At 69.3% G+C, this 22,466-nt stretch carries 16 protein-coding genes; 10 read left to right on the top strand and 6 right to left on the bottom strand.

What is annotated here, in order from left to right; all coding sequences use genetic code 11:
- Window positions 1–112: 112 nt before the first annotated feature.
- Window positions 113–2,938: a family 78 glycoside hydrolase catalytic domain gene (locus ABG085_RS17165; protein ID WP_347976958.1), complete on the bottom strand. Its 2,826-nt coding sequence runs from the start codon at window positions 2,936–2,938 to the stop codon at window positions 113–115.
- 64 nt (window positions 2,939–3,002) lie between these two features.
- Window positions 3,003–5,690 (bottom strand): family 78 glycoside hydrolase catalytic domain, encoded by a 2,688-nt coding sequence (locus ABG085_RS17170; protein ID WP_347976959.1) that lies wholly within the window; start codon window positions 5,688–5,690, stop codon window positions 3,003–3,005.
- Window positions 5,691–5,957: 267 nt separating this feature from the next.
- On the opposite strand from ABG085_RS17170, the gene ABG085_RS17175 reads away from it, so the two are divergent.
- The 3 genes from ABG085_RS17175 to ABG085_RS17185 all read left to right on the top strand — a co-directional run bounded on the left by ABG085_RS17175 (window position 5,958) and on the right by ABG085_RS17185 (window position 9,180).
- Window positions 5,958–7,265, top strand: a complete 1,308-nt coding sequence (locus ABG085_RS17175) for an extracellular solute-binding protein (protein ID WP_347976960.1) — start codon at window positions 5,958–5,960, stop codon at window positions 7,263–7,265.
- 83 nt (window positions 7,266–7,348) lie between these two features.
- On the top strand, window positions 7,349–8,269 hold the full coding sequence (locus ABG085_RS17180; RefSeq protein WP_347976961.1) for a sugar ABC transporter permease: 921 nt from the start codon (window positions 7,349–7,351) through the stop codon (window positions 8,267–8,269).
- Window positions 8,266–9,180 (top strand): carbohydrate ABC transporter permease, encoded by a 915-nt coding sequence (locus tag ABG085_RS17185; protein ID WP_347976962.1) that lies wholly within the window; start codon window positions 8,266–8,268, stop codon window positions 9,178–9,180. The genes ABG085_RS17180 and ABG085_RS17185 overlap by 4 nt, the downstream gene beginning before the upstream one ends.
- Before the next feature lie 30 nt (window positions 9,181–9,210).
- Here the strand turns inward: ABG085_RS17185 and ABG085_RS17190 are convergent, their stop codons facing one another.
- A complete protein-coding gene (locus ABG085_RS17190) occupies window positions 9,211–9,993 on the bottom strand; it encodes a nucleotidyltransferase domain-containing protein (protein WP_347976963.1) in 783 nt (260 codons plus the stop codon).
- A gap of 263 nt (window positions 9,994–10,256) precedes the next feature.
- On the opposite strand from ABG085_RS17190, the gene ABG085_RS17195 reads away from it, so the two are divergent.
- The 6 genes from ABG085_RS17195 to ABG085_RS17220 all read left to right on the top strand — a co-directional run bounded on the left by ABG085_RS17195 (window position 10,257) and on the right by ABG085_RS17220 (window position 17,447).
- Window positions 10,257–10,628, top strand: a complete 372-nt coding sequence (locus ABG085_RS17195) for an L-rhamnose mutarotase (RefSeq protein WP_347979231.1) — start codon at window positions 10,257–10,259, stop codon at window positions 10,626–10,628.
- Window positions 10,625–11,791: an L-rhamnose isomerase gene (gene rhaI / locus ABG085_RS17200; RefSeq protein WP_347976964.1), complete on the top strand. Its 1,167-nt coding sequence runs from the start codon at window positions 10,625–10,627 to the stop codon at window positions 11,789–11,791. The genes ABG085_RS17195 and rhaI overlap by 4 nt, the downstream gene beginning before the upstream one ends.
- A gap of 105 nt (window positions 11,792–11,896) precedes the next feature.
- Window positions 11,897–12,781 carry an alpha/beta hydrolase fold domain-containing protein gene (locus tag ABG085_RS17205; RefSeq protein WP_347976965.1) on the top strand — a complete coding sequence of 295 codons (885 nt, stop codon included), beginning with the start codon at window positions 11,897–11,899 and terminating at the stop codon, window positions 12,779–12,781.
- Window positions 12,782–12,813: 32 nt separating this feature from the next.
- Entirely contained in the window at window positions 12,814–14,850 is a 2,037-nt protein-coding gene (locus ABG085_RS17210) for a bifunctional aldolase/short-chain dehydrogenase (RefSeq protein WP_347976966.1), read from the top strand.
- Between the two features lie 118 nt (window positions 14,851–14,968).
- Window positions 14,969–16,387 carry a rhamnulokinase family protein gene (locus ABG085_RS17215; protein ID WP_347976967.1) on the top strand — a complete coding sequence of 473 codons (1,419 nt, stop codon included), beginning with the start codon at window positions 14,969–14,971 and terminating at the stop codon, window positions 16,385–16,387.
- 70 nt (window positions 16,388–16,457) lie between these two features.
- A complete protein-coding gene (locus ABG085_RS17220; protein ID WP_347976968.1) occupies window positions 16,458–17,447 on the top strand; it encodes a serine hydrolase domain-containing protein in 990 nt (329 codons plus the stop codon).
- A gap of 23 nt (window positions 17,448–17,470) precedes the next feature.
- Here ABG085_RS17220 and ABG085_RS17225 read toward each other — a convergent pair whose 3' ends face one another.
- The 3 genes from ABG085_RS17225 to ABG085_RS17235 are packed head-to-tail and all read right to left on the bottom strand — an operon-like array spanning window position 17,471 to window position 20,776.
- Window positions 17,471–18,859: a Gfo/Idh/MocA family oxidoreductase gene (locus tag ABG085_RS17225; protein WP_347976969.1), complete on the bottom strand. Its 1,389-nt coding sequence runs from the start codon at window positions 18,857–18,859 to the stop codon at window positions 17,471–17,473.
- A gap of 41 nt (window positions 18,860–18,900) precedes the next feature.
- The gene (locus tag ABG085_RS17230) at window positions 18,901–19,812 is read right to left on the bottom strand and encodes a carbohydrate ABC transporter permease (protein WP_347976970.1); all 912 of its coding nucleotides are present in this window, start codon (window positions 19,810–19,812) and stop codon (window positions 18,901–18,903) included.
- A gap of 46 nt (window positions 19,813–19,858) precedes the next feature.
- Window positions 19,859–20,776, bottom strand: a complete 918-nt coding sequence (locus ABG085_RS17235) for a sugar ABC transporter permease (protein WP_347979232.1) — start codon at window positions 20,774–20,776, stop codon at window positions 19,859–19,861.
- A 314-nt stretch (window positions 20,777–21,090) separates the two neighbouring features.
- Between ABG085_RS17235 and ABG085_RS17240 the strand changes: the two genes are divergently transcribed.
- Complete coding sequence (locus ABG085_RS17240) at window positions 21,091–22,407, top strand: extracellular solute-binding protein (protein ID WP_347976971.1); 1,317 nt, start codon at window positions 21,091–21,093, stop codon at window positions 22,405–22,407.
- Window positions 22,408–22,466: the final 59 nt, after the last annotated feature.

Genomic DNA, 22,466 nt, shown 5'->3' on the forward strand with positions numbered 1-22,466 from the left:
TCCTCCGACTTCCTGCCGCTGTCCGCGAGTGTAGGGCACGGCTGCCCCGCGGCACCGCCGGGCCGCAGGAGGACCCGCCGGGGAGGCGGTCGCCCGCCGGCCCGGCGCCCGGTCAGGCATCCACCATCGCCTCCTCGCGCTGCGCCGACAGCTCGGCGAGACGCTCCCCGATCAGGCGCTGGGTATCGGGACCGGCGTGCATGAACAGCGCCTCGCCGAGCTCGCGGCGCGTGGACCACTTGGTGTGGGTGCGGAAGGCCTGCGCCGCATCAGGGTTCTCCGCCTCGAGCACCTCGACGATCGCACGGTACGCCTCGCGATCGTCGATCACCTCCGCCAGAGTCGACTCGAGGCCGACGCGGGTGGCGGCGACCGGCGGTGCGGCATCCTCCACCTCCCACTCGTGGCTGCCCGAACCGACCTCGAGTTCGCGCCCGTCAGGGAGCACGACCACCGCCGTCGTGTTCGGCGGGACGATCGCCTCGACGCGCACCACGCCGTCCTGCCGCGTCCAGCCGGCGCGGGCGGTGCCGTAGGGGGTGAGGTGCTCGGCCCACGCGTGGTCGAACTCGGCGAGGGGATGCGGCTGGATGCGCAGGCGTGCGTACGCCGGCTCCTCCGGCGCGAGACCGGCCACGACGCGGTGGAGCCAGTCGCCGATCGCGCCCAGCGCATAGTGGTTGAACGACGTCATCTCGCCCGGGTTGATCGAGCCGTCCGGCAGCATCGAGTCCCAGCGCTCCCAGATGGTCGTCGCACCCATCGTCACCGGGTACAGCCACGAAGGGCTCTCGGTCTGCGTGAGCAGGCGCCGCGCCGTCTCGAGGTGCCCGGTGCGGGTGAGCGCGTCCTGGATGATCGGCGTGCCCACGAATCCGGTGCCGATACGGTAGCCCGACAGGCGCGTGAGCTCGGCCAGCCGCGCACCGAGCGCCTGCTGCTGGTCGGCGGGAGCGATGTCGAACACGATCGCCATCGCGTACGCGGTCTGCGCGTCCGACATCATGCGTCCGCGCGGGGTCACGTACTCGGCGAGGAACGCGGTGCGCACCTCCTCGGCGATCGCGGCGTACTGCCGCGCCTCGTCGTCCTTGCCGAGAAGCGCCGCCGCGCGGGCGACGGCATCCGCCGACCGGAAGAGGTATGCCGACGCCACGATGTCGGCATCCGTCTTGGCGTTCGCCGGCAGGTGCGGGGGCGCATCGGGGTCGAGCCAGTCGCCGAACTGGAACATGCCCTCCCAGAGGCGACGCGGTCCTGCGAGCTCGATGAGCGCGTCGGCCCAGCCCTTCATGCTCGGGTACTGGCGCTCGACGGTGGCGACATCGGCGTAGCGCTCGTGGAGCACCCACGGCACGATGGTCGCCGCATCCCCCCACGCGGCGGCGGGCCGGGCGGCACCGAGCACGTTCGGCACGACGAACGGCACGACGCCGTCGACCTGCTCCAGCGCGAGGTCGCGCAGCCACGAGTCGAGGAACCCGCGCACGTCGTACAGGAACGACGCCGTGGGTGCGAACACCTGGATGTCGCCGGTCCAGCCGAGGCGCTCGTCGCGCTGCGGGCAGTCGGTCGGCAGGTAGAGGAAGTTGCCGCGCAGCCCCCACACGATGTTCTCGTGCAGCTGGTTGACCAGCCGATCGGATGCCTCGAACCAGCCGGTGCGCTCCATGTCGCTGTGGATCACTACTGCCGTGACGGCCGCCGGGTCGAACTCTCCGGGCCACCCCTCCACCTCGGCGTAGCGGAACCCGTGGAAGGTGAACTCGGGCTCCCATTCCTCGACGCCCTCGCCGGCGAGCGTGTAGCGGTCGGTCGCCGCGGCGGCGCGCAGCGGCCGCGTTCCGAGCTCACCGTGCTCGAGCACCTCGGCGTGCTTCAGCGTGACCTCGGCGCCCGCCGGACCCGACACCCGGATGCGCACGCGCCCGACGAGGTTCTGCCCGAAGTCGAGCACCGTCCTGCCGCTCGGAGTCGTGATGACCTCGCGCACCGCGAGCTCGTCGAGGCGGCGCACGAACGGCGACACGCGTGCCTCGGGCGCGCGGATCGCGTCGAGCTCGGCGACCGGCGCCCAGCCCCCGGCGTCGTAGCCGGCCTCCGCGAAGCCGCTGCCCCCGGCGTCGACGAGCGCGCGACGGGCGTCGTAGTCCTCGCCCGCGTACAGCCCGCTGGCGGTGAGGGGTCCGGTCGACGCCTGCCACGAGGCATCCGTCGTCACCCACTCGCTCGATCCGTCGGCGTACTCGACGAGCAGCTGCGCGGCGAATCGCGGCTGGTCGCCGTAGAGCGGCCGGGCGTTGTCGCGGAACCCGAACCGCTCTGTCGCCCAGGCACCGGCGAGCCGCACGCCGATCGCGTTGGGGCCTTCGCCGACGAGAGCGGTGACGTCGGTCGTCTCGTGGATCGTGCGCTGCTCGTACGGCGTCCAGCCCGGCTTCATCACCTGGTCGTCCACGTCGACGCCCCCGATCGCCACCTGGTACACGCCGACCGCGGTCGCGTAAAGAGTGGCGCGGGCGACCGGACCCGTCGCCTCGAACTCGGTGCGGAGGTATCCGGGCTGCGCAGTCTCGGACGGCGCGGGAAGCCCGATGGTCGCGGCCCGCCACTCGTCGGCGCCGAGGAAACCGGCCACGACGCGGCGCGGCGCGCTCCACTCGCCTTGCACGCCGTCCTCCCCGGTCACCCGCACACGGAGCGACGCCTGCTCGCGCGGCGCGAGGGGAGCGAAGGGCCAGGCGAGGCGCGTGGAGGCGCGCCCCTCGACACGGTGAGTCGACGGCTCGCCGTCGCGCGTGATCTCGATCTCGGCTCCGGCCTGCAGCCAGCCGGGCGTCGTGGTCTCGGTGCGCCAGCCCAACTCGGGGACGGGCGACGCGACGACGTCGCTGCCGTGCGGGGCGTCGATGATGATGTGCGGAACGGGGCTGCTCATGGCACTCCTTGGGGGAAGGTCGGTGTGGTGTGGATTGTGCGGGTGGCGTTGACGGATGCCGCGATCAGGCGGGCACGACGGCGCCGGGTGCCGCGACCGCAGGTGCGGTGACGACGATGCGGTGCGTGCCGTGGCGGAGCTCGGCGGGCGCCGGGGCGGCGCCCACGGTGACGGTGGATTCCGCCGTGACGGGGAGATCGAGCAGGGCGCGCGCGCCGAACGGCACCTCGAGCGTGGCCTCGAACACTCCGCCGTCGACGCGCCACTCGATCGCGAGACGGCCCTGCGGGGTGTCGATCGACGCCGACGCGTGATCGAGCCCGACCGCCGGCCGCGGCGCCACGTGCACGGTGCGATACCCGGGGTCGTCGGCATCCGGAGCGAGCCCCGCCACCGTGCGATACACCCAGTCGATCATCGCCCCGTAGGCGTAGTGGTTGAACGACAGCATGCCGGTGTCGTCCTGCGAGGCGTCCTCGGTGGGGAGGGCGTCCATCGCGCCGGAATGGATGCTGCCGTCGGGCAGGATCGCGTCCCAGCGCTCCCACACCGTCGTCGCGCCGCGATCGACCTGATAGAGCCAGGAGGGCGCCTCGCGGCGCAGCAGCATGAGGTACGCCTCGTCGAGGTGGCCGCTGTGCGACAGCGCGAACAGCACGAGCGGCGTGCCGAGGAAGCCTGTCGCGATCCGGCCGTTCTCACGGCGGACGTTCTCGGCCAGCCCCGCGGCGATCTCGGCGCGGCGGTCGTCGGGCGCCAGCCCGAACTCGAGCGACATCGCCGCGCCGCTCTGCGTGAGGATGGCCTCCTCGCCCCACCGCGCGAACGTCGCCGCGCCCACGCGGTCGGCCAGAGCGTCGTACTCCGCGGCGCTCGCCTCATCGCCGAGGATGCGCTCGGCGCGGGCGAGCAGACGGGCGGAGTGCGCGTAGAACGCGTTCGACACGAAGTCGCTCGAGACCTTCGCCTCCCACGGCCGGTCGCCGGGCGCGTCGGGGTCGAGCCAGTCGCCGAACTGGTAGTCGCCGGCAGGGAGCACGACGTCATCCCCGGCGCGACGGCGCAGGTGCTCCACCCAACGCCGCATGCTGCGTCGCTGGCGGACGAGCACCTCATCCGAGCCGTACGACTCGTAGACGGCGAGCGGGATGATGGTGGCGGCATCCGCCCAACCGGCCCGGCCCATGTTCGGCGTCTCCACGCCGCCCATCAGCATGTCCTGCGGGCGGATGATGTCGGGCACGACGGCCGGCACCCCGCCCTCGTCGGTCTGATCGATCTCGAGATCCTTCAGCCACGAGAGCCAGAACGCCTCGGTGTCGAGGAGCGTGTTCGCCGTGGCCGCGAAGGCCTGGGCGTCGCCTGTCCAGCCGAGTCGCTCGTCGCGCTGCGGGCAGTCGGTCGGCACCGACACGAAGTTGTCGCGCTGCGACCAGAACACGTTTGAGTGGAACCGGTCCAGCGCCGCGTGCGACGAGGAGAACGTGCTGCGGGGGGCGAGGTCGCTCGAGATCGCGACGGCGGTGGCCGACACCACCTCGGCGCCGTCGACGTCGGCGTAGCGGAACCCGTGGAACGTGAACGCCGGCTCGAGCGTGTGCTCACCGTCGCGATCGAGCGTGTAGACGTCCGTCGCCTTCGCGGACCGCAGGGCCTTGACGTGCAGGTCGCCCGAGGGCTCGAGCACCTCGGCGTGGCGCACGGTCACGACGTCGCCGACTCGGCCGCTCACCACCAGCCGCACCCAGCCCGACACGTTCTGCCCGCCGTCGAGGCGCGTGCGCCCTTCGTGATGGCTCAGTGCCATGGGCAGTTCGGCGACGACCCGGACGGGCGGTGCGGAGCGCGGCTCGAAGCGGGCAGGGTCGACATCGATGACGGATGCGGCGACCCACGTCTCGTCTGCGAAGCCCGGGTCGTGCACCGCGGGGTCGTCAAGGCGCAGGTCGGTCACGGTGCCGTCGTAGATGCTGGCGCTGCGCACGGCTCCGAAGCCGGCCCGCCATGAGGCATCGGTCTTCGCCACGATCTGGCCGTCGGCCTCGAGCTGCGCCAGTGCGCCGGTGCGGTCGCCGTAGATCGCCTGGCGCCGCGCGAAGCCGAAGCTGCCGCGGTACCAGCCGTCGGCCACGGCGAGGACGATGACGTTCACTCCCTCGCGCAGCAGCGGCGTGACGTCGACCGTGTCGAGGAGGATGCGCTCCTGGTACGACGTCCAGCCGGGCGTCAGCAGCGCATCGCTCGCGCGTTCGCCGTTGATCCACGCATCGACGAGGCCGAGGGCGCTCAGGCGCAGGCGCGCGGACGCCGGAGCGCGATCGAGCACGAACTCGGCACGGAGCAGGGGGACGGGTCCGTCCGCCGGCGTGTCGGTGCCGATGACGGATGCCTCCAGGTCGGCTCCGTCGACGCCCGCCTCCACCACGACAGGCTCGCTCCAGCCGGTCCAGCCGGTCGTCGTCGCCAGGCGCACAGCGAAGGCGCGGCGCTCGCGGGGAGCGAGGGATCCGGGTATCGCGACACCGGCCGTGCGCGTGTCGGCGACCGGCTCGGCCGGCGTCGGCTCCGCGCCTTCAGGCCCCTGGGCGACCTGATAGCCGACGATGCGCGCGCGGGGGTCGTCGGTCTCCGCACGCCAGCTGAGGCGCAGGCCGTCACGCGGAATGCCGAGGAGTCCGCGCCCGTGCTGGGTGCGCAGCGCGACCACGCGGGTCGCGGCATCCAGTGCCGAGGGAGAGGGAAGAGCCGCCATGGCTGAGTCCTTTCGGCTGTCGGCAGCATCGCCGACCAGCGTCACAATCGTGAAACGATTCATGCTTATCTGTCAACCGCAGTGTAGACCGTTACACGATTGTGATGCTCGGGCGTATGCCGATGGTTGACCTCCGGAGCGGAACGGACGTACCTTACGAGGGTTGAATGGTTTCAATGCCCGAGGCATGAAGATCCACTCGGCGAAAGCACCAGGGATTCCGGCAATGTGGGCGGATCGTCCGCTCAGCTTTACAAGGAGGTAAAGATGAAGAGCTCCCCGACCAGGAAAGTCCTCCTCGCAGGTGCGGGCCTCATGGCACTGAGCCTGCCGCTGGCGGCGTGCAGCGGCGGCGGCGGGTCCGAAGACGGCTCGGTCGAGATCACGTATCTCACGCAGAACGCCGAAGCGAACGTCGCTGCGGCCAACGCCCTCATCGAGGCCTTCGAGGCCGAGAACCCCGACATCTCGGTCAAACTCGAGACGCAGCCCGCCGGCACGGAGGGCGACAACCTGATGAAGACCAAGCTCGCCACCGGCGAGATGGAGGATGTCTTCCACTACAACTCGGGCTCGCTGTTCCAGGCGCTGAACCCCGACCAGAACCTCGTCCCGCTCGACGATGAGGACTGGCCGGGCGACCTCATCGACACGATGACGGCTGTCGTCTCGACCGACAACGGCGTCTACGGCGCACCGTGGGGGGCCACCCAGGCCGGCGCCGTCGTCTACAACAAGGCGATCTACGCCGACCTCGGCCTCGAGATCCCGACGACGTGGGAGGAGTTCGCCGCGAACAACGAAGCGGTGAAAGCCGCCGGCATCACCCCGGTCATCCAGACCTACGGCGACACCTGGACGAGCCAGCTGTTCGTGCTGGGAGACTTCGGCAACGTGCTGGCGGCCGACCCCGACTGGGCCGAGGAGTACACCGCGGGCAACCGCAAGTACGTCGACGAGCCGGCCCTGGCGGGCTTCGCCAACCAGCAGGCGGGCTTCGAAGCCGGCTGGTGGAACGAGGACTTCGGCTCCGCGCTCTTCGACGACGGCGCCCGCATGATCGCCACCGGTGAAGGCGCGCACTACCCGATCCTCACCGGCATCGTCTCGACCATCGCGCAGAACAACCCCGATGAGCTCGAGAACGTGGGCGTCTTCCCGCTGCCCGCTCAGGACGCGGCCGACACGAAGCTCACGGTCTGGCTGCCGAACGCGATCTACATCCCGAAGACGACCGAGGGCGACAAGCTCGAGGCCGCGAAGAAGTTCGTGGCGTTCACGCAGACCGAAGCCGGCTGCGAGGTGCAGAACACCGCCATGGTGCCCAGCGGCCCCTACGCGAACGCCTGCACCCTGCCCGACGACGTGCCCGGCCTGCTGAAGGACATGCAGGTCTACTTCGACGAGGGCAACACCAACCCCGCGCTCGAGTTCCTGTCGCCCATCAAGGGACCGAACCTCGAGAACATCACGGTGCAGGTCGGCTCGGGCATCAGCTCTGCCGAGGACGGTGCCGCCCTCTATGACGAGGACGTCGTCAAGCAGGCCCAGCAGCTGGGCCTCGAGGGCTGGTGATCCGCGCGCGGGTCTGAACAGCATCCGTTTCCGGGGGTCGCGTCGTCCGCGGCGCGACCCCCTTTCACATCAATGGAGATGACATGACGACGCTCGCACCCGCGCGGCCGGAGAAGACCGCCGCACCCCCGCCGCACAAGCGGCGCACGATGAGGAGCATGTACCCGCTGTGGTTCTACATCCCGGCGGGGATCCTCTTCGTCGTCCTCTTCGCCGTGCCGACCTTCGCGTCGTTCTACTTCAGCCTCACCCGCTGGTCGCTCTTCGACGTCGAGTTCATCGGCTTCCAGAACTTCGTGACGTTCTTCACCGAGCCGATGCTCTACCAGAGCCTCATCAACACCTTCATCTACGGCTTCATCACCTCCGGCCTGAAGGTCGTGCTCGGACTCGCCCTCGCACTGCTGCTGACGGGCTCGATCCTCGGCCGCGGCTACCTGCGGGCCACCATCTTCTTCCCGGTGCTCGTGTCGACGATCGGCGTCGGCATCACGTTCAAGGTCCTCATGGACCCCTTCGACGGCCTCATCAACAAGTCGCTCGCGGCCATCGGCATCGAGGGGCCTGCCTGGCTGACGGATCCCTCCCTCGCGCTGTACTCGGTGTCGCTCGTCGACGTCTGGCAGGGCGTCGGCATCGCGACCCTCATCTACATCGCCGGGATCGTCGCGATCCCCCAGGAGTACTTCGAGGCCGCCCGTGTCGACGGCGCCGGCGCCTGGAAGGTTTTCCGCAACATCACGCTCCCGCTCGTCGTGCCCGCGACCGGCACGGTTGTGCTGCTCTCGCTCATCGGCGGCCTGAGGTCGTTCGAGCTGATCTGGGCCATGACCCGAGGCGGCCCCGGATTCTCGAGCGACGTGATCGCCTCGGTCATCTACAAGCAGTACCAGGCCGGCTTCTACGGCCTGTCGACGGCGGGCAACGTCGTGCTCTTCGTCATCGTCACGGCGATCGTCGTGCCGATCTTCTACTTCATCAACCGTCGGCAGGTGGAATCATGACCGTCACGCGCGCCATCACGACCGCGGACGCACGCGCCGTCCGACGCGCCGTCCGCCAGGACCGTCGTCCGCTCACGCTCCGGAAGTTCCTGCGCAAGTACGTCGTCGGCGTCATCGCGATCTTCCTGTCGATCGTGGTCTTCATCGTGCCCTTCGCGTTCATCTTCCTCACCGCCGCGAAGAACCCGCAGGAGGCCTCGCTCTTCGAGTTCTCACTGCCCCAGCAGGGCTGGTTCCTGTGGGAGAACTTCCTCACGGTGCTGCAGACACGCGACTACATCATCCTGCGCGCCTTCTGGAACAGCACCGTGCTGACAGTGGTCAGCGTCGCGATCATGGTGATCTTCTCGGCCGCTGTCGGGTACGTCCTGCAGCGCCGCAAATCGCGCTGGAACGCCATCGTCTACTTCCTGGTGTTCGCCGGGCTCATCGTGCCGCCGGCCGTGGTGCCGACGATCTGGGTGCTGCAGGGCCTCGGGCTCTTCAAGACGATGCCGGGCATGATCCTCATCGAGGCGGCCTTCGGCCTCTCGTTCTGCATCCTGCTCTTCCGCGCATTCGTCTCGACGATTCCGCGGGAGCTCGACGAAGCGGCCATCATCGACGGAGCCGGACCCATGCGACTGTTCTTCTCGGTCGTGATGCCGCTGCTTCGCCCGGTGATGATCACGATCATCGTCGTCCAGGCGGTGCGCGTCTTCAACGACTTCACGGGTCCCCTGTACTTCCTCCCCGGCGATGCGAACGCGACCGTGCAGCTGACGCTGTACAACTTCCAGAGCCAGAATCTGAGTCAGTGGAACCTGCTGTTCATGGACATCCTGCTCATCACGATCCCGCCGCTGATCATGTACATCTTCTTCAACCGGCAGATCGTCGCGGGCCTGACCAGCGGAGCGGTCAAGGGGTGATGGGACGTGCGCTGCCGAGCACCCGTGGGTTCACCAGAACTCCGCGGGCACCGTCCCGCGGAGCCAGGCGAGCTCGTTGTCGCGGATGAAGATCGACAGCGTCTCCTCCGGAGTGAGACCACCGCCGAGCCATTCGAACAGGATGCCGAGCAGTGCTTCTCCGGATTCCACATCCGGATCGGCGAGAGCCCGTTCCCACGCCTCGACGAACCCGCCGGGCGTGGGGACGGACCGCACCAGCTTCGAGATGTACTTCGGGCCCGGCATCATGACGTGCGCCGCAGCCAGTGCCGCGCGTGCCGCCGCGAGGGTCAGGTGCAGTCCCGCGTGGCGGCGCAGGAACTCGTCGTCGCGCTCGACCGCCTGACGGAGGAAGTAGCCGCCGTACAGCCGCGCCTGCGAAAGGTGGGAGCGCACGCGTTCGTCCCACACGTCGTCGGGCAGGGTCACGATCCGCTCGAGCGTCTGCTCGATCCCGGGAAGCACGCTCCAGGCGACGCGGGCGTCGCGGAACGAGGCGCGCGTCGGGTCGTCTGCCTGCTGGGCCGCCGTCTCGAGGTACGAGGGGCTCGCGAGCTTGATGTCGATGTACGAACCGGGATAGTCCACCCCGTACCGCTCGATCCAGGCGAATCGTCCCGCCGCGGTCTCGGCGGCGAAGCGCTCGTCGTCGACGACGAAGTACACGTCGACGTCGGAGTCCGACCGCTCGCGCCCCTGCGCGACCGACCCGATCGCCACGACCGCCAGAGCGCCGGGCTGCTCGCGGACCGAATCGACATAGGCGCCCAGCGCCCGTTCGTGCTGCTCCACGTGTGCTCCCTCGCATCGGGTCGGGCACCACGCTACCGACACCTAGACGACCGACAGCCTACGATGGGATGGGAAACGCTTTCCGGTTGCGAGTGTCGAGAAGATGTCGTATCGTTGAAACGATTCAGCAACCGGATGGCCCGTCAGCGTCGACACCACGGCCGCACACGAAGGAACACCACGCCATGACGAGCGAGACCACACCGGCCGGACACGGGCGTCCGGAGGCCTCACCCAGCGCGCCGGCGCACCAGGGCGCGGGCGTGCGAAGGGTCTGCTTCCAGCTCCTGGTCCACCCTGAACTGCTCGACGAGTACGTCGCCCGCCACACCCCGGTCTGGCCCGAGATGCTCGCCGAGATCGAGGCCTCCGGCCGCCGCAACTACTCGCTCTTCCTGGGCGAGGGCGGGCGCCTCATCGGGTACTACGAGACCGACGACGACGAGGCGGCCCAGGCATACCTCGCCAACTCCGAGGTCGCCGGCCGCTGGGAGGCCGAGATGGGCCGCTTCTTCGTCGGCCTCGACGGCCGGCCCGATCAGGCGGCCACCCCCCTCACCGAGATCTTCCACCTCCACGACCAACTCGCCGCAGCTTCGGCCGCGGCATCCGACAACGAAAGCACCGCATCATGACGACGCTGTCACCCGACATCCTGTCCGCCCTCGAAGGCCAGGGCATCGAACTGCCGAGCTGGGCGTTCGGCAACTCCGGCACGCGCTTCCGCGTCTTCACGACGGCGGGGACGCCCCGCGACCCGTACGAGAAGATCGCGGATGCCGCGCAGGTCAACGCCTACACGAAGCTCGCGCCCAGCGTGGCCCTGCACATCCCGTGGGACAAGGTCGACGACTACGCCGACCTGCGCCGTCACGCCGAAGACCTCGGCGTGAGCCTCGGCACCATCAACTCGAACACCTTCCAGGACGAGGACTACAAGTTCGGGGCGCTCACGCACCACGACGACCGCATCCGCAACAAGGCGATCGACCACCACCTCGAGTGCATCGACATCATGGATGCCACCGGCTCGCGCGACCTGAAGATCTGGCTCGCCGAAGGATCGAACTACCCGGGGCAGGCCGACATCCGTGCGCGTCAGGACCGCCTGCAGGACTCGCTGCAGAAGATCTACGACCGCCTGTCGGACGAGCAGCGCCTCGTGCTCGAGTACAAGTTCTTCGAGCCGGCGTTCTACCACACCGATGTTCCCGACTGGGGCACGTCCTACGCGCAGGTCGTGTCGCTCGGCGACAAGGCGATGGTCTGCCTCGACACCGGCCACCACGCGCCGGGCACGAACATCGAGTTCATCGTCATGCAGCTGCTGCGCCTCGGAAAGCTCGGCTCGTTCGACTTCAACTCGCGCTTCTACGCCGACGACGACCTCATCGTGGGCGCCGCCGACCCGTTCCAGCTGTTCCGCATCATCTTCGAGGTGGTGCGCGGCGGCGGCCTCAACAACCCCGACGTGGCCTTCATGCTCGACCAGTGCCACAACGTCGAGGACAAGATCCCCGGCCAGATCCGCTCGGTGCTGAACGTCCAGGAGATGACGGCGCGCGCTCTGCTCGTGGACCGCGACGCCCTCGCCGCGGCGCAGCAGGCCAACGACGTGCTCGGCGCCAACGCCGTCTTCATGGACGCGTTCTACACCGACGTGCGTCCCGCCCTCGCCGAGTGGCGCGAGTCGCGCGGACTCGCCGCCGACCCGATGGCCGCCTACGCGGCATCCGGCTACCAGCAGCAGATCGCCGCGGACCGCGTCGGCGGCACGCAGGCCGGCTGGGGCGCCTGAAGCCGTAACCCAGACCCACCGGGGGTGCGGGATGCCGATCCCCGCTCCCCCGGTGCACCACCTCGATCCCGGCACCGATGCCGGGCCCGGACCCGAAGGATCCAGATGAGCGAGCCCTACTCCGCCGCCGACGGCCTCGTGCGCGTCTACCCTGCGCGTGAGCCCCACGGCACCGGACTCGTGTGGGCGCACGGCGGTGCGTTCGCGTTCGGCGACCTCGACATGCCCGAGTCCGACTGGGTCGCCGAACAGCTCGCGGCCCGCGGCACGACGGTCGTCTCGGTCGACTACCGCCTCGCCCCCGTTCCGGAAGGCTGGGATGCCGCCGGCCGGACGGGCGGCGGCGACCACTACCCCGCGGCATCCGATGACATGCTCGCCGCCTGGTCGTGGACCGTCGACAACGCGGGCCGCCTCCGGATCGATCCCGAGCGGCTGGCGATCGGCGGCACCAGTGCCGGGGGCAACCTCGCCGCCGGGGCGACGCTGCGCCTCATCGAACGGCGCGCGGTGACCCTTCCGGCCCTCGTGCTCCTCGCCTACCCCACGTTGCTCGCGGTGCAGCCGGCACCGGACGCCGCACTCCGTGCCGCGCTCGACGCGCAGCCCGAGGCCGACCGGTTCCGGCCGGAGATGGTGCGCGCCATGTACGAGAACTACCTCGGCGGCCCGATCGACGACGCGCCGCTCGCGGCGATCCCCGGGAACGCTCGCGCCGACGACCTCGCGGAGTTCCCGCCCACACTCATGGTCAACGGCGACGTCGACGAGCTTCGCGTCTCGGGTGAGGCGTTCGCCGCGTCGCTGCGGGCCGCCGGGCGTCCGATCGAGGTCGTCACCGAGCCGGGCACCGATCACGGTCATCTGAACCGCCCGCAGGAGCCCGCGGCATTCGTCACCCTCGATCGCTTCGCGACCCGCCTCGCCTCCCTGTCCCTCGCCGGTGCTCGCCCCGCAGCACCCGCCTCCGCTCCCGCCTCACTCGCCTGAGCGACATCAGCCACCCCAGAAGGAATCCAGCCATGACCAACCCGGCCGTCTCCGATCTCATCACCCGGTCCAACCGCCTCGGCGCAGACCCCAAGAACACGAATTACGCCGGCGGCAACACGTCGGCGAAGGGCACCGAGACCGACCCGGTCACCGGTGAGCCCGTCGAGCTGCTTTGGGTCAAGGGCTCGGGCGGCGACCTCGGCACGCTGAAGGAGCCGGGCCTCGCGGTGCTGCGCCTGGACCGCATGCGCGCCCTGGTGAGCGTCTACCCCGGCGTCGAGCGCGAGGACGAGATGGTCGCCGCGTTCGACTACTGCCTGCATGGCAAGGGCGGCGCCGCGCCGTCGATCGACACTGCGATGCACGGCCTTGTCGATGCCGCGCACGTCGACCACCTGCACCCCGACTCGGGCATCGCGATCGCGACCGCCGCCGACGGCGAGGAGCTGACGTCGAAGATCTTCGGTGAGAAGGTCGTATGGGTGCCGTGGCGGCGCCCCGGCTTCCAGCTCGGCCTCGACATCGCCGCGATCAAGGAGAAGAACCCGCAGGCGATCGGCTGCATCCTCGGCGGGCACGGCATCACGGCGTGGGGCGACACGTCCGAAGAGGCAGAGCAGAACTCGCTCTGGATCATCGAGACCGCCGCCGACTACATCGCACGCAACGGCAAGGCCGACCCGTTCGGAGGAGTCCGCAGCGGCTTCGAGGCGCTGCCCGAGGCCGAGCGCCGCGCCAAGGCCGCCGCGCTCGCGCCGACGGTCCGCGGCCTCGCGTCGACCGACAAGCCGATGGTGGGCCACTTCACCGACTCGCCTGAGGTTCTCGACTTCCTCGCGTCCGAGAAGGCCCCGGCCCTCGCCGAGCTCGGCACCAGCTGCCCCGACCACTTCCTGCGCACGAAGGTCAAGCCGCTCATCCTCGACCTGCCCGCCTCGGCTTCCGTCGAGGACTCGATCGCGCGGCTGACGGAACTGCACGAGGCGTACCGCGCCGACTACCAGGCGTACTACGACGCCCACGCGACCGCCGACAGCCCGGCGATCCGCGGCGCCGACCCGCTCATCGTGCTCATCCCGGGCGTGGGCATGTTCTCGTACGGCGCCAACAAGCAGACCGCGCGGGTCGCCGGCGAGTTCTACGTCAACGCGATCAACGTGATGCGTGGCGCGGAGGCGCTGTCGACCTACTCCCCCATCTCGGACGCCGAGAAGTTCCGCATCGAGTACTGGGCCCTCGAAGAGGCGAAACTGCAGCGCATGCCGAAGCCGAAGACCCACCAGGGCCGTATCGCACTGGTCACGGGCGCGGCATCCGGGATCGGCAAGGCCATCGCGACCCGCCTCGCGGCCGAGGGCGCGTGCGTCGTCATCGCCGACCTCGACCTCGAGAAGGCGCAGGCGGCTGCCGCCGAGCTCGGCAACACGGATGTCGCCATCGGCGTCGCCGCGAACGTGGCCGACGCCGACGCGATCCAGGCCGCCTTCGACGCCGCAGTGCTCGCGTTCGGCGGTGTCGACCTGGTCGTCAACAACGCCGGCCTGTCGCTGTCGAAGCCGCTGCTGGAGACCACCGAGAAGGACTGGGACCTGCAGCACGACGTGATGGCGAAGGGCTCGTTCCTCGTCTCGAAGGCCGCCGCGAAGATCCTCATCGAGCAGAAGCTCGGCGGCGACGTGATCTACATCTCGTCGAAGAACTCCGTCTTCGCAGGCCCGAACAACATCGCATACTCGGCGACCAAGGCCGACCAGGCCCACCAGGTGCGCCTGCTCGCGGTCGAACTCGGCGAGCACGGCGTGCGCGTCAACGGCATCAACCCCGACGGCGTGGTGCGCGGCTCGGGCATCTTTGCCTCCGGCTGGGGCGCCAACCGCGCCGCGACCTACGGCGTCAAGGAAGAGGACCTGGGCCAGTTCTACGCGAACCGCACCATCCTCAAGCGCGAGGTCGTGCCCGAGAACGTCGCCGATGCCGTGTACGTGCTGACCGGCCCTGAACTCAGCCGCACCACGGGCCTGCACATCCCGGTCGACTCCGGCGTCGCCGCCGCGTTCCTGCGATGACCCCGCGTTCTGTGCGTTTCGTCTCGGTCGCTGGCGCTCCCTCGCTCAACGACCGGGCCCAGGTCTCGGTCGTTGAGCGAGCGAGGAACGAGCGAGACGAAACGCTCGGGGGTACTCGATGACAACGGGCGGCGTGGTCGCTGCAGTCGATCTCGGCGCCACCAGCGGACGCGTCATGCTCGGCCACGTGGACGACGGGATGCTGCGCCTCGAGCAGGTCGCGCGATTCCCGAACGGTCCGGTGCCCGGGCCCGACGGTCTGCACTGGGACTTCTCCGCGCTGTACCGCCACATCGTCGACGGGCTCACCGAGGCGTTCCGACGAGAGCCGGGCATCGCGAGCATCGGCATCGACTCGTGGGCGGTCGACTACGGCCTCGTGCACCGCGACGAGCTGCTCGCCGAGCCGTTCCACTACCGCGACGAGCGCACCGAGCGAGGGGTTGCGGCGGTCCACGCCGAGGCACCGTTCGAAGAGCTCTACCGCCGCAACGGGCTGCAGTTCCTGCCCTTCAACACGCTGTACCAGTACGCCGTCGAGGCGCGACTCTCCGATGCCGACGTGTCGCTCCTCATCCCCGACCTCATCGCGTTCCTCCTCACCGGGGTACGTGTGGCCGAGCGCACGAACGCCTCGACCACGGGTCTGGTCGACGTGCGCACCGGCGAGTGGGACCTCGAGCTCGCCGCGCGACTCGGGATCCCGGCATCCGTCCTCCCGCCGTTGGTCGATCCGGGCGAGCATCTCGGCACGCTGCACGGTGAGGCGCGTGAGCGCGTCGGCGCGCCGCTCGAGGTGATCGCGGTCGGCTCGCACGACACGGCCTCCGCCGTCGTCGCGGTGCCGCTGAGCACCCCCGACGCGGCGTACATCTCGTGCGGCACATGGGGCCTCGTGGGTGTCGAGCTCGATGAGCCCGTCGTCAGCGACGCGGCGCGCGAGGCGAACTTCACGAACGAGGGCGGCGTCGACGGGCGCGTGCGCTTCCTCCACAACGTGACCGGGCTCTGGCTGCTCAGCGAGGCGGTGCGCACGTGGGAGGCCGAAGACGGCGCGGCGATCGATCTTCCCGGATTGCTGGATGCCGCAGCCCACGTCGCGGGCGACGTCCCGCTGTTCGACGCCAACGACCCGCGACTGTCGGCCCCCGGCGACATGCCCGCGCGCATCGGGGCCGTGCTCGCCGAAGGCGGCAGCCCGGCGCCGGCGACCCGCGAGGCGTTCGCGCGCACGATCGTCGAGAGCATCGCCCAGGCGTTCGCCGACGCCGTCGCGACCGCGGGCCGGCTCACCGGCCGCGAGATCGACGTGATCCACATCGTCGGCGGCGGGGCCCTCAACCGGCTGCTGTGCCAGGCGACGGCGGACCGCTCGGGGCTTCCCGTCCTCGCGGGTCCGGTCGAGGCGACCGCGCTCGGCAATGTGCTCGTGCAGGCACGGGCGCACGGCTGGTTCGGGCCGGACGCGACCCTGGACGATCTGCGCCGCGCGGTCTCGGCCGTCGCGGCTCCCGTACGTTACGAGCCGCGCGCGTAGTCCGTCGAACGGCAGGCGCCTGACCTGGTGCCGCAGACGTCCACCGCGCAGCAGCTGAAGGAGAGAGCACGTGACCGCATACGCAGCGGCGTTCGACTGGGCGCGACGGCAGGTCGACCAGGGGCGCCTGCCCACGGCGGTCCTGGGCGTCGCCACCCCCGACGGCGTGGCCGCGCTCGACGCGTTCGGCGCGACGGACGGCCGCCGGGCCACCGTCGACGACCCGTACTGGCTGTTCTCCATCACCAAGGTGCTGACGGGCCTGACCGCGGCGCGCGCCATCGAGCGCGGGCAGCTCACCACCGAGACGCCGCTGTCGTCGGCGATCCCCGAGTTCGGTGCCGGCCGCGACGACGTGGTGCGCCTGGGCCACCTCGCCAGCCACACCTCCGGCATCCGTGAACCGTCTCTCGACCCTGCCGAGGGGCTGCGCGCAGCGCTGCTGGCACCGGGTCGCGATTTCGCCGCCGGCACGGCATCGCGCTACTCGACCGTGGCGTTCGACGGCATCGCCGAACTGGTGCGGCAGCGCACCGGGCGGACATGGGATGCCGACATCGCGGCGTGGGCACCCGCGCTCGGCGCGACCGGGCTCACGCTCGACCCTGCCGCCGACCCGCACCGGGTCGTCGATGCGGAGCGTCTCGGTCTCGACATGCGCGGGTTCGCGAGCCACCGCAACCCCGGCGCCGGCATGATCGGCACCGCCGGCGACCTCCTCGCGCTCGGATCCGCGCTGCTGCGGATCGGACGGGGCGAGCGGGACGGCGTGGTGCAGCCCGCGACGCTGGCGATGATGCTGCGGCCGCTCACCGGCGACATCGCCCGTCTCGAGCCCTACCCGGCCCAGCGCGGCCAGGACTGGGGCTTCACCTTCAACCTCCGCACGCGAGCGCCCGGCCTCATCGACCGCGACGTCTTCGGCCACGGCGGCTGGGCAGGCACGGAGTTCTGGGTGCACCCGACCGCCGGCGTCGCCTACGTGCTGCTCACGAACCAGGCCGAACGGCCCGGCGTCGACGCCGACGAGCTCGACAACGCGGTGGTGTCGGGCGTCTGAGCCGCTGTCAGTCGGTGGCGCCGTCAGCTGCCCGCCGCTGTCGCCGCCGGCACGGCATCGGCTCGGGGGCCGAAGCCCAGATCAGCGACCCGGACGACCTGACCCCTCTCGAGTGAGCGGTTGCCCGCGAGTCCGACCGCGACCGCGGTGACGCCGTCGCGCCAGGTCGCCGCGTGTCCGAGCGGATCCTCCGCCGCCCCGCGGAACACCTCCGCCAGCAGGCGCGCGTCGCCGCCGCCGTGGGCCCCGTCACCCTTCGGGATCGCGACTTCGCGGGCTGGGCCGAAGTGGCTCTGCACGACGAGCCGCTCGCCCACCGCACGCACCGCAGCGCGCCCCACTCCGTCCGGCGTCGCGCTCGGGTCGACGATCGCCGTAGGACGACCGGAGGCAGCGAGCAGCACCTCGCCGCGTTCGACGACGCTCAGTTCCGCTCGGCCGTGTGTGCCGTTGATCGCGACGGTGTAGCCCTCCCATGGCGCGTGCGCGTTCAGTGCATACGACATCGAGGCTCCGCGGGCGTAATCCACGACGAGCGACAGGTTGTCTTCGATCGTGATGCCGGCGTCGAACACGTCGCGATCACGCAGATAGCCGTCGTGCGCCTCCTGCTCGAAGTACAGCCCGCGCAGGGCAGGATCCTCCCGAAGGTCGAGGCTGAACGCGTCGCGCAGCGGCGAGTCATCGGATCCGCGGATCGGGCGCGGGCCCAGTCCGCGGCGCGCGGCGTTGTCGGCACCGTAGAAGCGCAGTCCGCCGCTGGCGAAGACCCGCGTCGGCTGGTCGTCCAGCCACCAGTTGATCAGGTCGAAGTGGTGCGAGGCCTTGTGGATGAGCAGGCCGCCTGACTGCTCCTTGTCGCGGTGCCACCGGCGGAAGTAGTCGGCCCCGTGCGCCGTGTCGAGCACCCACTCGAAGTGCACCGACGTCACCTCGCCGATCTCACCGGAGCTCACCACCTGCTTGAGCGCGGAATTGCGCGGGGAATACCGGTAGTTGAACGTCATGGTGACGGCCCGGCCGCTGCGCTGTACGGCATCCGTGATCCGCCGCACCCCGTCCACCGTCGTGGTGAGCGGCTTCTCGACGACGACGTCCGCGCCCGCAGTGAGCGCGGCCACGATGTTGTCGGCATGCGTCCAGTCCGGCGACGTGATGATGACCCGGTCGATGCCGAACTCGGCGATCGCTTCAGCCAGGCTCTCGGGGGCGAAGCGCGGCGGCTCGGCGACGCCGCTGGTGCGCAGCCGCTCGGCGTACCAGTCGAGGCGGCCCGGGTTCGTATCGCACCACGCGACCAGCTCCGCCACCTCGGCATGCGGACCGATGATGGCATCGAGGTACATCTGCGCACGGCTGCCGGTGCCGACGATCGCGAAGCGGGTGCGTGGATGACGAGAGGCGCCGGTCACGGGGCACCCGTCCAGCTGCCGACCGCTCACATCATTCGCGCTCACTTGATGCCCGTCGTCGCGAAGCCCTTGACGAGATACCGCTGGCCGAGCAGGAAGGCGAGGAAGAGCGGAATCAACGACACGACTGACATCGCGAACATCGCGCCGTAGTTCGACGACGACTGCGCGTCGATGAACCCCTTGAGCGCGACCGAGACGGGGAAGTTCTCGCGCGTGCGCAGATAGATGAGCGGCCCGAAGAAGTCGCCCCACGTCCAGATGAACGTGAAGATCGCGGTGGTCGCGAGGGCGGGCACCATGAGCGGGAGCGTCACCTGGCCGAAGATCCGCGCGTGCCCCGCGCCGTCGATGCGGGCAGCCTCGAAGATCTCCTTCGGCAGTCCGCGGATGAACTGGACCATCAAGAAGATGAAGAAGGCGTCCATCGCAAGGAACTTCGGGACGATGAGGGGAAGGAACGTCTCCAGCCACCCCAACTCGCGGAAGATGATGAACTGGGGCACGAGCACCACGTGGAAGGGCAGCATGATCGTGCCGAGCATGATCGCGAACCAGGCGTTGCGGCCCCAGAACTTCAGCCGTGCGAAGGCGTACGCAGCAAGCGAGCACGAGACCAGGTTCCCGATGATCGCGCCCACCACGAGGATGCTGGAGTTGATCAGGAAGCGCCCGAATGGAAGCTGCTGCGACGTCCAGCCGTGCACGTAGTTCTCGAGTGTCAGCTCGGTGGTGAAGATGCCGAGGTCGGTGAAGATCTCGCTGTTGGGCTTCAGCGAAGACACCACCAGCCAGATGAGCGGGTAGATCATCAGCAGCGAGAGCGCGATGAGTCCGGCGTGCTTGAGCACCGACTGCACCGCGCCGGAGCGCCGGCGACGGCGTATGCGCAGGGCGTCCTCGTCGAGGGGTGGCGATGCGACGGGAGTCGGAGCCTCGTCGAGTGCGGTCATGGCGGATGGTCCTTCGGAGAGTGGGGCGGATGCTGGCGGGCGCAGTTCAGTCGTCATAGAAGACCCAGAACTTCGAGATCCAGAAGTTGAACGCAGTGAACCCCGCGATGACGATCAGCAGGAACCAGGCCATCGCCGAGGCGTAGCCCATGTTCAACTCGGTGAACGCCTCCTTGTACAGGTAGAGAGTGAAGAACATCGTCGAGTCCGACGGTCCTCCCGTGCCTCCCGAGACGATGTAGGCCTGCGTGAAGGACTGGAACGCGAAGATGATCTGAAGAACCAGGTTGAAGAAGATGATCGGGGTCAGCAGCGGCATGGTGATCGAGAAGAAACGTCGCACCCGCCCGGCGCCGTCGACCTGAGCCGCCTCGTAGTACATCTCCGGGATCTGGCGCAGACCCGCGAGGAAGATCACCATCGGCGACCCGAAGGTCCACACGTGGAGGATGATGATCGTCGCCAGCGCATAATCCGGATGGGAGATCCAGCCGGGGCCCTCGATGCCGAACCACGCGAGGAAGGCGTTGACGATGCCGTCCTTGCCGAACACCTGGCGCCACAGGATCGCGATCGCGACGGATCCGCCGAGGAGGCTCGGCAGATAGAAGATCGAGCGATAGAACGCCAGACCCCGCATGCCGCGATCCAGGAGCACCGCGACGGCGAGCGCCAGGGCCAGCTGCAGCGGCACCGACACCACCACGTAGGTCAGGGTCACACGCAGCGAGTTCCACAGACGCGCATCGCCCATCATCTCGGCGATGTTGTCGAAACCCGACCACCGTGGCGGCTGCAGGAGGTTGTAGTCCGTGAACGCCAGCAGGAGCGAGGCGATCATCGGTCCGATGGTGAAGACGACGAGACCCACGAGCCACGGGGCGAGGAAGAGGTAGCCCGCCTTGTTGTCGGGGTTCTTGGACCGAACGCCGCCATTCGCACCACGCCGGGCGTTGATCGCGATCTGGCGCAGCTCACCGATGCTGCTCACGAAGACCTCCTTGTCACGGTAAGCGAGAAACCGCTTTCACCGATTGCTCAGTATTACCCGACGAACTCGGCGACGTCAAACGGCGCGCGTCGCGTAATCCCGGGGCTCGCATCTACAGCACCCCTGCATCGACTCGATAACGGGGATACGACAACAATTGACAGAGCGCAATCGCCTTTGCTACTTTCCGTGAAAGCGATTTCTCGACCGCTTCTCGACGGCTGAGGCTCTCGAGGCGATGTGCCGCCGACGACGGTGCGCACGCGATACCTGACGAAAGAGGCGCAATGACGCGTAAAGCACGATCCGCCGGGATGCGGGTCACCCTGGGAACGACCCTCGTCGCGACGCTCGCACTCGCGGGCTGCGCGGCCGGCGGCGAGACACCGCCCTCCTCCGACGGCTTCGACCCTGAAGAGGAGATCGAGCTCCACATCGCTTGGTGGGGCAACGACGAGCGCTCCGCGATCATGGCGGAGGCCATCGATCTGTTCGAGGACGAATACCCGAACATCACCGTGGTGGAGGAACCCGTCGGCGCCCCCGATGACCTCTTCAACCGCCTCGCCACGGACTTCGCCTCCGGAACCGCTCCGGACGTCTTCGCCTTGGGCGGCGCCAAGCCGCAGGAGTACGGCGATGCCGGCGCGCTCTTGGATCTGTCGACGGTGAGCGAGCAGCTGCCGACCGAAAACTACCCCGACTTCACCCTCACCAACGCGACGGTGGACGACACGCTGTATGGGCTGCCTACCGGCGGAAACGCGATCGGCGTGCTGATCAATCCGGCGATCTTCGAGCAAGCGGGCGTCGACCTGCCCGACAGCTCATGGACATGGGAGGACTTCGTCGAGACCGCCGATGCGATCTCGGCGGGTGCGGGCGACGGGATCGTCGGCCTCGATCTGCGGATTCAGGACATCCTGGGCACGTACGTGGCGCAGTACGTGGACACCGGCATCTACGACTGGGACGGGGAGCTGGCTGTCGACGCCGAGACCATCCAAGCCTGGTACGAGATGGAGGAGGAGCTCGTTGCCGGCGGTGGGCTGCCCGATCCCTCGGTGATCGTCGAGCACTGGAACGTCACGCCCGACCTCACGCTGTTCGGCACTGGCCGGGCGGGGATGACCTTCGCCTACAGCAACCAGATCGCGACCTACGCGGCCGGGGCCGGCGGGGAGGTCGAGATCCTGACGCCTCCGACGTCGACCGACTTGTCAGGCGTGGCCGTGCTGCCCTCCCAGTTCTGGTCGATCGCATCGAGCACCGAGCACCCTGAGGCGGCCGCACTCCTCGTCGACTGGCTCCTGAACCAGCCTGAGGCGGCCGAGATCATCCTCGCCAACCGAGGCCTGCCGTTCAATCCCGATACCCTTGCGGTCGTCGAGCCGCTGCTCGCACCGGCCGATGCCCAGTCCGCGGAGTACCTGCAGACCGTGCTGGATGTCGGCGTGGTCGCGCCGCCGCAGCCGGCAGGGGGTGCCATCCTCAATGAGCTGTCGCAGCGCATCGAGTCCGACATCCTGTTCGGTAACACACCGGTCGAAGCCGGCGCGCAGCAGTGGGTCGATGAGCTTTCGGCCTCGCTCGCGGCCGACTGACCGACACAGTGTGATCTGGGCGGCTCCGCGTATGCGGAGCCGCCCAGATCGGCGAACGG

It is taken from the genome of Microbacterium sp. ProA8 (genome assembly GCF_039905635.1).
GTDB lineage: Bacteria > Actinomycetota > Actinomycetes > Actinomycetales > Microbacteriaceae > Microbacterium > Microbacterium chionoecetis.